The sequence below is a fragment of the Streptosporangium sp. NPDC023615 genome (genome assembly GCF_040640155.1).
Lineage (GTDB): Bacteria > Actinomycetota > Actinomycetes > Streptosporangiales > Streptosporangiaceae > Streptosporangium.
In genome coordinates this window covers 43193-57019 of the sequence record NZ_JBFABE010000012.1, presented here as the reverse complement: position 1 = coordinate 57019, position 13827 = coordinate 43193, and the positions used below count along the sequence as shown (strand labels likewise).

The 13827-nt window shown below is 74.1% G+C and carries 9 protein-coding genes and 1 pseudogene; 6 read left to right on the top strand and 4 right to left on the bottom strand.

The features are described from left to right. Positions 1 to 1011 precede the first annotated feature (1011 nt). Positions 1012 to 3921 (top strand): hypothetical protein, encoded by a 2910-nt coding sequence (locus tag AB0G16_RS12270; RefSeq protein WP_362802874.1) that lies wholly within the window; start codon positions 1012 to 1014, stop codon positions 3919 to 3921. On the opposite strand, the gene AB0G16_RS12265 is transcribed toward AB0G16_RS12270, so the two are convergent. Continuing rightward, the gene (locus AB0G16_RS12265) at positions 3905 to 4303 is read right to left on the bottom strand and encodes an NUDIX domain-containing protein (protein WP_362802871.1); all 399 of its coding nucleotides are present in this window, start codon (positions 4301 to 4303) and stop codon (positions 3905 to 3907) included. The genes AB0G16_RS12270 and AB0G16_RS12265 overlap by 17 nt on opposite strands. Before the next feature lie 73 nt (positions 4304 to 4376). Here AB0G16_RS12265 and AB0G16_RS12260 point away from each other — a divergent pair, with 73 nt between their 5' ends. Continuing rightward, entirely contained in the window at positions 4377 to 5027 is a 651-nt protein-coding gene (locus AB0G16_RS12260) for a DUF6758 family protein (protein WP_362802868.1), read from the top strand. An 18-nt stretch (positions 5028 to 5045) separates the two neighbouring features. Here AB0G16_RS12260 and AB0G16_RS12255 read toward each other — a convergent pair whose 3' ends face one another. Beyond that, on the bottom strand, positions 5046 to 6908 hold the full coding sequence (locus AB0G16_RS12255) for a right-handed parallel beta-helix repeat-containing protein (RefSeq protein ID WP_362802865.1): 1863 nt from the start codon (positions 6906 to 6908) through the stop codon (positions 5046 to 5048). Positions 6909 to 6988: 80 nt separating this feature from the next. Here AB0G16_RS12255 and AB0G16_RS12250 point away from each other — a divergent pair, with 80 nt between their 5' ends. From AB0G16_RS12250 to AB0G16_RS12240, 3 genes are read left to right on the top strand one after another with little or no spacing between them, the layout of a single operon-like run. Next, positions 6989 to 7969 carry a TetR/AcrR family transcriptional regulator gene (locus AB0G16_RS12250; protein ID WP_362802862.1) on the top strand — a complete coding sequence of 327 codons (981 nt, stop codon included), beginning with the start codon at positions 6989 to 6991 and terminating at the stop codon, positions 7967 to 7969. 11 nt (positions 7970 to 7980) lie between these two features. Further along, positions 7981 to 8697 carry an MBL fold metallo-hydrolase gene (locus AB0G16_RS12245; RefSeq protein ID WP_362802859.1) on the top strand — a complete coding sequence of 239 codons (717 nt, stop codon included), beginning with the start codon at positions 7981 to 7983 and terminating at the stop codon, positions 8695 to 8697. Between the two features lie 6 nt (positions 8698 to 8703). Further along, positions 8704 to 9627, top strand: a complete 924-nt coding sequence (locus AB0G16_RS12240; RefSeq protein ID WP_362802857.1) for a PD-(D/E)XK nuclease family protein — start codon at positions 8704 to 8706, stop codon at positions 9625 to 9627. Positions 9628 to 9773: 146 nt separating this feature from the next. Here the strand turns inward: AB0G16_RS12240 and AB0G16_RS12235 are convergent, their stop codons facing one another. Together AB0G16_RS12235 and AB0G16_RS12230 are read right to left on the bottom strand one after the other, a co-directional pair. Beyond that, positions 9774 to 10646, bottom strand: a complete 873-nt coding sequence (locus AB0G16_RS12235) for an alpha/beta hydrolase (RefSeq protein WP_362802854.1) — start codon at positions 10644 to 10646, stop codon at positions 9774 to 9776. Between the two features lie 780 nt (positions 10647 to 11426). Continuing rightward, a pseudogene (locus tag AB0G16_RS12230) lies at positions 11427 to 12866 on the bottom strand (DEAD/DEAH box helicase); the annotation flags it as partial. Positions 12867 to 13131: 265 nt separating this feature from the next. On the opposite strand from AB0G16_RS12230, the gene AB0G16_RS12225 reads away from it, so the two are divergent. Then, positions 13132 to 13782, top strand: a complete 651-nt coding sequence (locus AB0G16_RS12225) for a ferritin-like fold-containing protein (RefSeq protein ID WP_362802852.1) — start codon at positions 13132 to 13134, stop codon at positions 13780 to 13782. The last annotated feature ends 45 nt before the right edge of the window (positions 13783 to 13827 follow it).

The window sequence follows — 13827 nt, the reverse complement described above, 5'->3', positions numbered from 1 at the left end:
CGAGGGCCGGTGGGGACCGGTGGGGCTCGCACCGCCCCGGGGGTCGATGATCACAAAATTATGTGGACAAAACCCCGCAATAACGACAACTGCTCGATAAATCTCACTAGAGAGGTCTCGTCATCGCGGCCCGGACGTGTTGCTCTGGACTGTGGGCGATCCGTCATGGGCGACGGGTCGCGAGAGGTGATCGTTTACAGGGAACGGGGTAGGAGTAGGGTCGCGTGCGATTCGCCGCATCCATAGGGGTTGCGGCCTACCCGCGCGGAGATGACTGGAACGATCCGGGGTGGTGACCCCGGTCCGGAACGGGCTTCCTACGAGGAGGTGCTGAGCGTGGCCTCGGGTTCCCACGACCCGCGCTCGCGAGAGTGGCCGTCGGACGACGGTGGCGTGCACGGTGGCGGCACTCACGGTGACGGCGCCCACGCTGACGGCACTTACGGTGACGGCCCTCACGGCGGCGCCCGCGACGGTGACGGTCGCGCCCCGGACGCCGACCCTCACGGGTCCCCGCCCACGATCCAGCACTCTCCGCCGGGTCCCTCCGGCGAGGACCCGCGAGGGGTGCCGCTGGCCTCCCCGTGGATGCTTCCGCCGTTCTCGGCACCGACCCCGGACGACGACGAGCCGCCCCGCGCCCGTCCCGAGGGGCTGGGCGGCGAGCGCCGCCGCCCGTACAGCAGGCCCTACGCCCCGGCTCCCGGCCCCGCCGGGCCGTCCGCCCCCGGACCGCCCCCCGCCGCTCCACCGGTGTTCCCGCCCCCGCCCGCCCCTGCGGGCTCCCGGAGTCCGGAGCCCGGAGCTCCGACCCCCGCGTCCCCGGCCTCCGCGCCCCCGACCCCCGCGTCCCCGGCCTCCGCGTCTCGGGACTCCGCTTCCCCGACCCCCGCGTCCCCGGTCCCAGGACCCCCCGCCCAGGGTTCTCCCGCGGCCGGACCCCCGGACGGGGACGCCCGGCCGGCGGGGCCCGGCCGCCACGCCGTACCCGAGGGTGGCCGTCCTCGCCTGGTGAACCGCCCCGACCTGCTGGTCGCCTCGGGACCCCCGCCCGAGCGCGGGGGCAGGAGGCGGGCGGAGCGTCCCGACCTGCTGGTGGCCTCGGGCCCGCCCCGCGAGCGGGACGGCGGGGCACGGCCGCAGACCCCGCCCGAGGAACCACCGCCGTCCTTCCCGCCGAGGCAGGGGATCAGGGTGGGGCCGAGCATCCCGGCCACTCCCGAACCCGCGCCGGAGCCCGAGTGGCCCGTCGCGCCCGCCGCGGAGCCGGAGCGCCCCGCCCCCGCGGCCTCCGGGCCCACGCGGGAGTGGCCCGTCATCCCGGCGTCCGAACCCGTGTCTGAGCGGCCCGTCGCGCCCGACCGGGAACCGCCGGTCGCCCCGGAGCGGGCCGCCGCGTCCGCCCCCGAGCCGCGGTGGCCCGAGGCGCCCGTCGAGGACGACTTCGAGCCGGTACGCAGGGTGGGCAGCCCGCCGGGAGGCAGGCCCGCGAGGCCCGACCTGCTCGTCGCGCAGGGCCCGCCGGGCAGGCGCGGCCCCAACGGCGGGCGGCACCACCGTCCGGCCGCCGCGCCCTCGGCGGTCAGGCGCTCCAGCCCGACCAGGCGCAGGCGTGGCAGAGGCCTGCTGCTCCCGTTCCTGATGGTCATGGTCCTCGCCGTCGCCGTCGGCGGCGGCCTGGTCTACTGGGGCTGGGTGAGCAGCCCGTTCGCCACCGGCCTCCAGCTCGTCGGCGACGAGGTGGGCATGGGCGACGACGACTTCGTGCCGCAGGCCGGTGTCGGCGGCAACGGCTCCAACCAGGTGCTCAACGCGGTGAGCGCGGTGGGGTCCGTCATCGTCGCGGTCGGCAGCGACACCACCAGCCCGGTTCCCCGGCCGCTGTTCCTGGTCTCCTCCGACTCCGGCGCGACCTGGCGGCTCGGCAAGGTGACCGGCCCGGCGGGACAGGTCGCCGGCCCGACCACGGTGGGCCGGGTGGCGGGCGGCGACGGCCGCTGGCTGGCCGCGGGCAACGACCCCCTCGGTGCCGGACACGGCCTGTGGACCAGCCCCGACGGCGAGGAGTGGACCGTCGTCGACCAGGCGGAGCTGGGCGCCTTCTCGCGCGGCGACAAGATCATGGACTTGACCAGGACCGCCTCCGGTTTCGTCGCGGTCGGCGCGGCGGTGCTGGAGAACGGCGGCACCGGGGCCGTCGCGTGGGTCTCCCCGGACGGGCGAGCCTGGGACCGGGTGGAGACCCGGGAGATCGGCATGCCGGACAAGGTCCGTGGCATCAAGGCGGTGGTCGCCGCCGGGGACGCCGTCGTCGCGCTGGCCGATCCCGCCCAGGGGCAGTCCACCTCGGTCGTCCTGCGCTCGACCGACGGGGGCAGGAAGTGGCAGCGGACCGGTGCCGCCCTCGACGGCGTCGTTCCCGAGCCGGGCGCGCTGGCCGTGGCCGGTGACGGGTTCGTGCTCGTCCCGACCCAGCAACGCGACGACAGGGGCGAGGTGCGCGTCCACTGCTCGCCCGACGGCGCCGACTGGAAGACCTGCGGCGCCATCACCGGCCTGGGTCCCGACGGCTCGGGCGTCAAGCGCCTGGCCTCCTCCTCGGCCGGGGTGGCCGCGGTCGTCGAGTCGGGTTTCGAGCGCTACACCGTCCACACCAGCTCCGACGGCCGCGACTGGCGCAGGACCACCGACCTGGGCGAGGTGCCGGGCTCGCTGCGGGCCCTGGCCCTGTCCGACGCGGGCACGCTCGTCGTCGGAGGCGACGAGCGCGCCGCAGACGTGGACAACCGGGTGGTCCTCATCACCGCCCCCAGGGGCGGCGAGCCGCGGCCGGTCACCCTGGACGGGATCGCGGGCCTGACCCGGGCCGCCAGGGAGACGGCCAGGGTCGCCACCGGGGACGGCAGGTTCGTCGCGGTGGGTTCGGTCTCCGGCGACGCCGGGATCTGGAGCATCGGGGCCGGTCGCGAGGACTGGACGTCGGGCGGTCCGGCACGGCTGCTGGGCGGGCCGCGGCGGCAGGCGCTCGCCGACGTCGCGCACGGCGAGCGGGGATGGCTGGCCGTGGGCAGCACGATGACCGACGCCTCCTCCACCGAGCCGTTGCTGCTCACCTCGTCCGACGGCGAGAGCTGGCGCAGGGTGCCGGTGCTGGAGTCGCTGGCCCCCGTGGGAGACCACGACTTCCTCGCCCCGCACGCGGTGGCGGCGGGGGCGTCCGGCTACGTCATGGCGGGCGAGGACCGCGGCCCGTCCGCGACCGTGCCCGTCCTGTGGTTCTCCCCCGACCTCAAGCGCTACACCAGGGCGGCCAAGCTCCCCGCGGGCGGCACGGGGGTGCGGCTCCACGACGTCTCCGCGACCTCGTCGGGGTACGTGGCCGTCGGCGGCACCGGTACGGCCGAGCGTGAGACCGGCGTGGTCTGGGTGTCGGCCGACGGGGTCACCTGGAACGCGCGCAAGCCGGTCATGCCCCCCGGGGCGTCCTCGGCAGGCCTGCGGCACGTGGTGCTGTTCGGCGGGTACGTCGTCGTCGGCGGTACCGCCAGGACCGACGACGGCGTCCGGGCGTTCGGCGCCGTCTCCACCGACAACGGCATGAGCTGGGAGTTCTCCTGGCTCCCCGCCGACCAGGCGTCCGCGGTCCACGACCTCGCCGCGACGCCGGACGGTGTGATCGCCGTCGGCTGGCAGGGGGTCCCCGGTTCCGGCGACAGCGTGGCCTGGATCTCCGAGGACGGTCTGACCTGGCAGCGGCACACCCCGGGCCGGGGCGGCGGGGACGGCCTCGACGGCGACGGGGCCCAGTGGCTCGGCGCGGTCGCGGTCTCCGGGGACCGGGTGCTGGCCCTGGGCCGTTCCACCACCTACAGCGCCGACCACCTCATCCTGTGGCGCTCCACGCTCACCTCGGCGCGATGACGCCCCAGCCGGTCAGCGTGTCCACCAGGCCGGGGACGACGGGGAGCGCGGCGAGGCCGGCGGGGGTGACCCAGCGGGCGTCCACGGCGTCGTCGCCGGCGGCCAGCGTGCCGCCGGTGACGACGGCCAGGTAGTCACGGATCTCGTACACGGCCCCGCCGGGCGCGGGACGGTCGACGGTCCCGGCGAGGGGCCCCGGCGCGACGGTCAGCCCGGTCTCCTCCAGGACCTCCCTGGCGACCGCCTCGTGGTCGGACTCCCCGGGCTCGACCCGGCCGCCGGGAATCGACCACAGGCCCTCGCCCGGGGGACGGCCGCGCAGGACCAGGAGCAACCGCCCGGAGTCGTCGAGGACGATCGCCCCGACACAGTTCACGCGCACCTGAAAAATATTACAGTGTGATAACGAGTAAGCCTCTTGACGGCGGGCTCCGGAAGAAGCAGCGTGGGTAGGCGTGAAAGCCGCCCCTACATGCCCACGGTGTTTCGGTCCGCTCCGTCCGCCGGGCGCCTGGTCGAGTTCCTGGAGCTGCGGTCCGCACGGCGACGTCCTCCCGCTCCAGCCGCCGAGAGCGCCCTCCTCGGCCTCGGTGGAGGTCGTCACCCGCACCGCCCACGTCCCCGTCTGGCTCCCCTGGCCGCTGCCCGCCGGCTGGCTGGTCACGGGGTTCGCCGACGTGGGCGGCGAGCACGACGGCGCGCGGGCGACCGTGGTCGCGCTCTCCGGCCCCTCGCTGACCCACGGGCCCGCCGACCTGCTGATCGTCGCCGAGGAGCCCGGCGTGGGGCTCGGCGCGGCGCTCGCCGGACTGGAGGGCACCGATCCGGGAACCGGATTCGACACGGGCCCGCCGCACGCCAAGATCGACGTCAAGGGGCACCCGACCGCCATGTGGTGCGTCCCGGGCGCCCCCGACCGGGCCGTCTACGCGGGCGAGGCACTGGGGAACTGGCTCTGGGCGATCGTGTGGCCGGTCGAGGCGGGCTACCTGATCACCCTGGCCGAGCTGTCCCTGCGCGACCTGCGTGACCGCGACCAGACCCTCGACCTCCCCTTCGGGGCGTTCTCCCCGCGCCTGACGGCCCTCGGCCTCCCGAACCGCTAGGAGCCGGTTCCCCTGCGGTCAGGAGGCCGCCCGCCCGTCCCTCAGGTGGGCGTAACCGGCCTCCAGGCCCGCCAGGGCGACGACACCGGCCGCGCGGGAGGCGAAGTCAGCCTCGTCGGCGGCTATCACGTCGCCCTCCACGGTCACGCCCGGCGGGGGGTCCTCCCAGCCCACGGGGGCGGCGTCCCAGATGTTGCCGCGCAGGACGACGTTCTCCAGCGGCGGCGAGACGTGCAGGACGGCGGTGTTGTCGGCGCGCTGGACGGCGTTGCCCTCGACGGTGACCCAGGCGGCGCCGTAGTCGGTGTAGAGGGCGAAGTTGTACGGCGTGAGCGTGTCCCGCACGACGTTGCCGCGGATCACCGCGCCGTCTTCGTGGGAGCCACCCTGCGGGCCGGACAGGTAGATCCCGCCGCCGTCGGCCAGCACCTTGAGCGTGTCGAAGACGAGGTTGCGCAGGACGCGGGTGCTCCGGCCGGGACCGACCACGATGCCGCAGTGCGGGACGTCGTTCACCTGGTTGCGGGCGATCGTGCACTCCTCGCCCCCGGACACCGCGACACCGGGCGATCCGGAGTACTCCAGCCCTATGTCGCGGACCAGGTTGTTCTCGATCCCGGCCCCCCGGGTCCCGGTGACGGTGAGCCCGCCGCCGCAGACGCCCTCGAACACGTTGCCCCGGACCAGGACGTCCGCGCCGCCGGAGAACCGCAGCGCCGTCGCGCCCAGCCGGGTGAAGCGGCACCCCTCGACCGTGGCCCGTACGGCGTCCTCGAACACGACGTTGGCGGGGATCGTCGAGGCGTCCGCCGGCACCGTCACCCACGCCCCCTCGCCGAACGACACCTTCTCGATCGGGCCCCCGTCGTAGTAGCCGGTGCCGTGGTAGTGCAGGAAGCCCTCGGGACGGTTCGGCCGCAGCCAGGTGGCGTCGGCGAAGGTGACGCCCTCGAAGGCGACGTCGCGCGCGCCCGCGACCCTCACCAGGGTCTCCAGGACGGACGCGACGGCCTCGGTCCGCCCGGGCTCCTCGCCGGGGCGGGGCCGGTAGCGCAGTACGTGCCGTCCTGGCCGGGAGGTGTCCAGCACGAAGGTGCCCGGCTCGGTCAGGAAACCCCTGCCGTTCTCCACCCGGGTCGGCAGGCCCGGCCCGTAGGACTCGCCCCCGCCCTCCCACGGCACCACCGAGTTGTAGAGCTCGACGGCCCAGCCGAAGGCGGGCCGGGCCATGGTCACGACGGTCGAGTCCCCGTCGGCCTCGACGGCCGCGACGCCCAGGCGGGCCTCGGTCCACGGGTAGACGCCGCGCAGGACGAACTCCACGTCGGCGGGGTTGCCCCAGCCCAGCGGCTCCGCGCTGTCGGTGACGTACCCCGTGGCGGTCCTGACGGCGTTCCCGGGGAGGCCGTCGATCGCGGCCCGTCCGGCCCTGCGGCCGCCGACGTGCAGCCCGCGCGTCTCCAGGTCGCCGACCTCGGCCAGCCAGATCCCGTCCCGCTCGTGCCAGCCGGTGATCCGCCTGCCGCCGCTGACGACGGTCTCGCCACCGTCCCCGCCCCGGTAGGTCACGCCGGAGTCGGCCTCGGTGAGCTCGAAGGTCTCGGTGAGCCGGTGGACGCCCGGAAGCAGGTGGACGACGACGGGCGCGCCACGCGCCGGGTCTCGTGCCGGGTCAGGGCCCGGGTCTCGTGCCGGGTCAGGGCCCGGGTCCCGGGCCGGATCAGGCGCCGATTCGGACGCCGATTCAGACGCCGGGGCGCGGACGAGGCCGCGCGCCAGGTCTCGGGCGAGGTCTCGGGCGCGGGCGAGGGTCGCCAGCGGCCGCCCGGGGGTGCCGGGCCAGGCGTCGTCGCCGGAGGGGGACACGTAGAGTTCGTACAAGAAGGACTCCTTGTTTATGGTGTAAACAAATTTATACACTATAAACAGGTGAAGGAGCGGAGCGTCAAGGGAGGGGGACGGTGACCGCCCAGGAGGATCCGGACCGGACCGTCGAGCTGCTGTGGCGGGAGCCGTGGGACGCCACGTCCAGGCAGGGGCTGAGCATCGGCGCGATCGTGCGCGCCGCCGTCGAGATCGCCGACGCCGAGGGGATCGAGGCGCTGTCCATGCGGCGGGTCGGTGAGCGGCTCGGCTTCACCGGCATGTCGCTCTACCGGCACGTCCGGGGCAAGACGCAGCTCGTCGACCTGATGTGCGACGCGGTGCTGGGCGAGACCGTGACCGGGACCGTGACCGGGGCCGGGACCGTGACCGTGACCGGGGCCGGGGCCGAGACGGAGTCGCCGGCCGGGCGGAGCCGCCCGGGCGACCCGGGCGACCCGGGTGGTTCGGGTGGTTCGGCGGGTCCGGGCGGGTGGCGCGAGGCCCTGGAGGCGTGGGCGCGGCGCTACCGGGCGCTGTGCCACCGCCACCCCTGGCTGGCCGGGGTGCACGGCACCCGCTACGTTCCCGGCCCGAACTCCGTCGCGGGCTTCGAGCACGCGCTCGCCACCGTGGCGGGGACCGGCCTCTCGCCCGCCGAGATGGTCGCCGTGGTGGGGCTCGTCGGCCGTTTCGTGGAGGGCGAGGCCCTCAGGGAGGCGGAGGTCGCCAGGATCGAACGGCGCACGGAGGTCTCCGAGCAGGACTGGTGGGGGGCCAGGGAGTCCCTGTTCGCGGAGCTGTCCCGCTACCCCACGCTGACCGCCGTGTGGGAGGCGGGCGGCTACGACGAGCCCGAGGACCCCTTCGAGTTCGGCCTGCGGAGAGTGCTGGACGGCATCGAGGTGCTGGTCCGCCAACGTGATGAAAGACGTGATGAAATCGCCTCGTGCGTGGTGTGCGGCGCGACCGTGGACCGGAGCGGGACCGGACGCCCGCGCGCGTACTGCTCCCGAGGCTGCCAGCAGCGCGCCTATCGGCGACGCCGCTCCGGACCGCAGGGCGGGATCAGGCAGTAAAGTTCGGAAGCGTGACAGCGCGTATCGAGCGAGTGGTGACCGAGGGCGTCGTCGATGTCGACGGCGTCGAGCACAAGGTCGAGAACAACACGTGGATCCTGGGCGACGACGAGGACGCCATCGTCATCGACCCCGCGCGCGACGCGGAGAAGATCCTGGAGAAGGTCGGGGAGCGTGAGGTGCTGGCGGTCATCTGCACCCACGGCCTGCCCGACCACGTCGGCGCGGCCATCGAGGTGGCGGCCAGGGACGAGGCGGTGATCGCCCTTCATCCCAAGGACCGGCCGCACTGGCGGCTGACCTGGCCCGACACCTGGCCGGACATCGACATGGAGGACGACGGCCTGTTCGAGGTCGCCGGCGTCCAGCTGGAGGTCATGTCCACCCCGGGCATCTCCCAGGGCGGTGTCTCGCTCTACTGCGAAGGACTGGACGCGGTCTTCACCGGCAAGACCCTCCAGGCCGACGGTCCCGGGCGGATCGGCGGTGAGTATCCCGCCCTGGCCGACCAGCTCACCGCCATCGGCGGGCGGTTGTTCACCCTTCCCCACCGCACCCGGGTGCTGCCCGCGCACGGCGAGGAGAGCACCATCGGCGACCTGGAGCCCCAGTTCGACGCCTGGCTCTCCGGCTCGCTGACCCGCGGCGCCGAAGCCCCCGAGGAGGAGGGGCCGCTGACCGACGGCACGCGCGCGGCGGGGATCCGGCTGAACCTGCGGGACGAATAGTCCTCGATGGACCAGCTTCCCCTGGAGGGCATGCCGCGGCGGTTGTACTCCTGCACGCCGTCGCGGCTGAACAACTGGCTCGACTGCCCCCGGCGCTACCGGTTCACCTACATGGACCGGCCGGCGCCGCAGAAGGGTCCTCCCTGGGCGCACAACAGCGTGGGCGCCAGCGTGCACAACGCCCTGGCGGCCTGGTGGCGGGAGCCGCCGGAGCGGCGCACGCCCGAGGTCGCCGGGCTGCTGCTCGCCCGGGGGTGGATCACCGAGGGGTTCCGCGACGCCGAGCAGTCGGCCACCTGGCGGGACCGGGCCCGGGAGATGGTCTCCGGGTACGTGGCGAGCCTGGACCCCTCCGCCGAACCGGTCGGCGTCGAGCGCACGGTGGCCACGCGCACCTCGACGCTGGCGCTCTCCGGCAGGATCGACCGGCTCGACCGCCGGGGCGAGGAGCTGGTCGTGGTCGACTACAAGACCGGCCGCCGCCCGCTCGGCACCGACGACGCCCGCTCCTCGCTGGCCCTGGCGGTCTACGCCATCGCCTCCTCGCGGATGCTGCACCGGCCCTGCCACCGGGTCGAGCTGCACCACCTGCCGACCGCCTCGATCGTGGAGTGGGAGCACAGCGACGAGTCCCTGGCCCGTCACCTCGGCCGTGCCGAGGAGATCGCCGCGGAGGCGTCGCGGGCCGACGACCGCTACCGGGCCTGGGCCGCCGAGGCCCGCCCCGCCGCCGGGCGGACCGGCGCGGGGAGGACCGCCGCACGGGCCGCGGGCACCGACCGGACCCCGCCCGACGTGCCGCCGGAGATCGACGCGGCCTTCCCGCCCCGTACCGGGCCGCTCTGTTCGTGGTGCGACTTCCGCCGGCACTGCCCCGAGGGGCAGGCGGCGGGCGAGGGCCGCGAGCCGTGGGCCGCGCTGGCGGACTGAGCACGGTCCCGCCGCCGGGAAGGACCGGAACGCCCGCCCGGCACCCGAGGACCGGTCGGGCCCGAAAGGACCGGAACACAGGACGGGGCGGGGCGGACTGATCGCGCCCTACGGGCGGTGGGCGGGAGACCCCCGGGTGGGAGCGGTCAGCTCCTCAGCGGGTTCTCGGCGGCGTTCCAGAAGCGGATGAGCGCCGCCGCCGTGGTCTCCGGGGCCTCCACCGCGGGGGAGTGGGCCGCCCCGGGGACGACCACGCAGTCGGCGTCGAGGCGGTGAGCCATCTCCGCCTGCAGGTGCGGCGGCCAGCCGTCGTCGTGCTCCCCGTACAGGACCAGGGTGGGGACCTCGACCTCGGTGAGCTCGTCGCAGCGGTCCACCGCGGAGAGCACCTCCTCGGTCATCGCGAACATGCCGGTGACGGAGTTGGCGAACAGCCGCTTGCGCAGGAAGGCGACGATCTCGTCCGACACGCCGGCCGCCATCGCCTCGGGCTCCATCCGGGTGTGCCACATGTGCTCCAGGCCCTGCTCGGGCAACTCGGAGATCATGAAGCGGCCCGCCCGCGCGCGGGGCCCGACGATCGCGGCGGGCCCGGAGCTCATCAGCGTGTAGGAGGCGAAGCGGGTACGGCCGTCGATGACCGCCTCCCGGGTGACCAGGCCGCCGAAGGAGTGGCCGACCAGGTGGACGGGGGCGCCGTGGCCGATCACGTGGGCGAGTACGTCGATGTCGTTGCCGAGCGCGGCACAGGTGTAGGCGGACCGGTCGTCAGGGCCGCCGGTCTCGAACTGACCCCTCATGTCGATCGCGACGACCTGACGGCCCGACTGGGCGAGCGTCTGCAGGACCGCGATGAAGTCCTCCTTGCTGCCCGTCAGGCCGGGGACCAGCAGCGCGGGCCGACGCTCGGGAATGCCGCTGACGGGTATGGCCTCCAGCGCGGCGAAGGCGCCCACGGCCGTCTCGATCCGACGAGAGCGGACGCCTGGAGGCAGGGTCAGAAAACGCGGCGTACTCACGTGGCCCCACGATACCTCTCTTGTTGACATCGCTCCGTGCGTCCTGGAGCGCGAAAAGGGGCGCCACCGGAACGGTCGCGCCCCTTTTTGACACCGAGACCGCTAGCTCGGGCGGCGCGGTCCCCGCTGCTGGCCGCCGCGTACCGGCGGCCTGCGGCGGCTCTGCACGCGCTCGGAGGCCGCCGAGGGGGCGATCTCGTCGTCCTCCGAGGCCAGGTCCGGCGACTTGAAGATCACCGAGAACGGGCTCGGGGGAATGATCTTCTCGGGCTGCGGCCGGGGCGCGGGGGCCTCCGCCACGGTTTCGTCGTCCCAGCGCTCGGCCATGGTGTCGTCGTCCTCTCCGATATCCGTCACCGGCTCCTCGGCCCACGAGGGGGCCTGGGGCGCCTGGGGCGTCTGGACCACCTCGGCCGCCTGCTCGCGCCTGCCGCGGCGCCGGCGGGTGACCGCCTCGCCCTCGGCGGGCTCGGGACGGGCCTGTTCCTCGGGCGTGCCGACGAGGCTCACCTCCGGGTTCAGGCCGGCCTTGCGGGCCCGGCCCCGGCGGGGCGCGGGCTCCGGGGGCTCCGTGGGCTCGGCGAGCTCCGCGTGCCGGTCGTCACGGATGTCCTTGCGCACTGCCACGTCCGTCTCCACCTCGGCGATCTCCGCCGTCTCGACGATCTCGACGGTCTCGGTGACGGGAGGCAGGACGTCCCGGACCGCCGGGACCTCCTGCGTCTCCCGGGCCACCGGGACGTCCTGGACCGCCTGGGGCTCCCCGGCCGTGATCGGCGCGGAGGTCTCCTCGCCGGTCCGGCCGCCACGGGTGCGCCGGCGCTCGCGGGACGTGCGCGCGGGGCGCTCACGGCGCTCCTCACGCTCGCCGTCGCGGCCCCTGCGGGAGTCGTCGTGCCCCCTGCGGGAGTCGTCCTCGCGTCCCTTGCGGGGGGAGCGGGAGCGGATCCGCCCGGTCTCGCCGAGATCCTCGACCTCCTCGGCGGCCAGACCCGCGCGGGACCGGTTGGCGCGCGGCAGCACGCCCTTGGTGCCCGCGGGGATGTTCAGGTCGCTGAAGACGTGCGGGGAGGTCGAGTAGGTCTCGACCGGCTCGGGGAAGGGCAGCGAGAGCGCGTTGTTGATGACCTTCCAGCGGGTCAGGTCCTCCCACTCGACGAAGGTCACCGCGATGCCCGTCTTGCCGGCCCGGCCGGTGCGGCCGATCCGGTGGACGTAGGCCTTCTCGTCCTGCGGGCAGTCGTAGTTGACGACGTGGGTGACGTCGTCGACGTCGATGCCGCGCGCGGCGACGTCCGTCGCGACCAGAACGTCGATCTTGCCGTTGCGGAAGGCCCGCAGGGCCTGCTCGCGCTGGCCCTGTCCCAGGTCGCCGTGGACGGCCGCGGCGGCGAAGCCGCGCTCCTTGAGCTGCTCGACGACCATGTCGCAGGCGCGCTTGGTCTCACAGAAGATCATCGTCAGCCCGCGGCCCTCGCACTGCAGCAGGCGGCCGACGATCTCGATCTTGTCCATCCGGTGCGTGCGCCAGACGAACTGGGTCGTCTGCGGGGTCGCCTCGGCCTCGACGTCGTTGTTCTCGGCCCGCACGTGCGTGGGGCGGGTGAGATAACGCCGGGACAGGGCGACGATCTCGCCCGGCAGGGTCGCGGAGAACAGCATCGTCTGCCGCTCCGCCGGGATCAGCTTGATGATCCGCTCGATGTCGGGCAGGAAGCCCAGGTCGAGCATGCGGTCGGCCTCGTCCAGGACGAGGGTCCCGATCTGGCTGAGGTCGAGGTGCTTCTGCTTGACCAGGTCGAGCAGGCGGCCCGGGGTGCCGACGATGACGTCGACGCCCTGCTTGAGCGCCTCGATCTGGGGTTCGTAGGCGCGCCCGCCGTAGACGGTGAGGATCCGCGAGCCGAGCTTGCCGGCCGCCGTCACGAGGTCCTCGGTGACCTGGACGGCGAGCTCGCGGGTCGGTACGACGACCAGCCCGCGGGGCTTCTTGCGGTTCTTCCTGGGCTTGCCGACACGCTGCAGCATGGCCACGCCGAAGGCGTAGGTCTTGCCGGTGCCGGTCCGCGCCTGGCCGATGATGTCCTGGCCGTTGAGGGCCAGGGGGAGTGCCATTTCCTGGATCGGGAACGGCGCGATGATGCCCTCGGTCTCAAGGGCATCGGCGATCTCTGGGGTGACTCCGAGGTCTCGGAACGTCGTCAGCTTGGCCTGCCTCATTCTCCGTTGAAGGCAGACCCGCCGGGACCACGGGCAGAAAACGTGTTCCCCGTGCCGGGTCCTCGCGGAAGGTCCAGCCCTCTCATGTCATCAGCGACCGCTGCGGCGTCACGCCGACTTTTGGGGGCGTACGGGAGTGGATATCCCGGATTAACACGGTGCGGTCGCACTTTCACAGAGCAGTGTACTCGATACCACAACGGAGAACCGATTTCTTCGTGTTCCCGGTGAATCGCGAGGTCGGAGAGCTCGTAGGCTGCCTCCCATGAGTGATTCCCCTCCAGGCGTCGCCGACCTGCTCGGTGTCCTCGCCTACGCCGAGCTCACAGCCTTCCTCAGACTCGCCGAGGACGCCACCCGCCACGCCCCCTCGCTGACGGACCGGGCCGCCCTCGGCGGCCTCGCGGCGGCCGAGTACGCCCACTTCGAGCTGCTCCGCGACCGGATCGCCTCCCTCGGGGTGGATCCCGAGGAGGCGATGGCGCCGTTCGTCGGCCCGCTGGACGCCTGGCACGCCAGGACCGTCCCGGGGGACTGGCTGGAGGCCCTGGTCAAGGCCTACGTGGGCACCGGGATCGCGCTCGACTTCTACCGGGAGGCGGCCACCGGCCTGGGGGAGGCGACGCGGAGCCTCGTCGACGAGGTCCTCGCGGACGAGGGGCGCTCGCAGTTCGCGGTCGAACGGGTGAGCGCGGCGATCGAGGAGGACCCCACGCTGAGCGGGCGGCTGGCGCTGTGGGCCAGGCGGCTGGTCGGGGAGACGCTGAGCCAGGGCCGGAACGTGGCCGAGGCCAGGCCGGAGCTGGCGGCGCTGCTGACCGAGGCGGGCGGGGAGGACATCGGCCGGATCTTCACCCGGCTGACCGAGGAGCACGGCAACCGGATGACCGCCCTGGGCCTGACGCCGGGGCCGTGAGGCGCCCGCCCGTTCCCGGGGAGCCCGGCATGCGGCCGCGCGGGG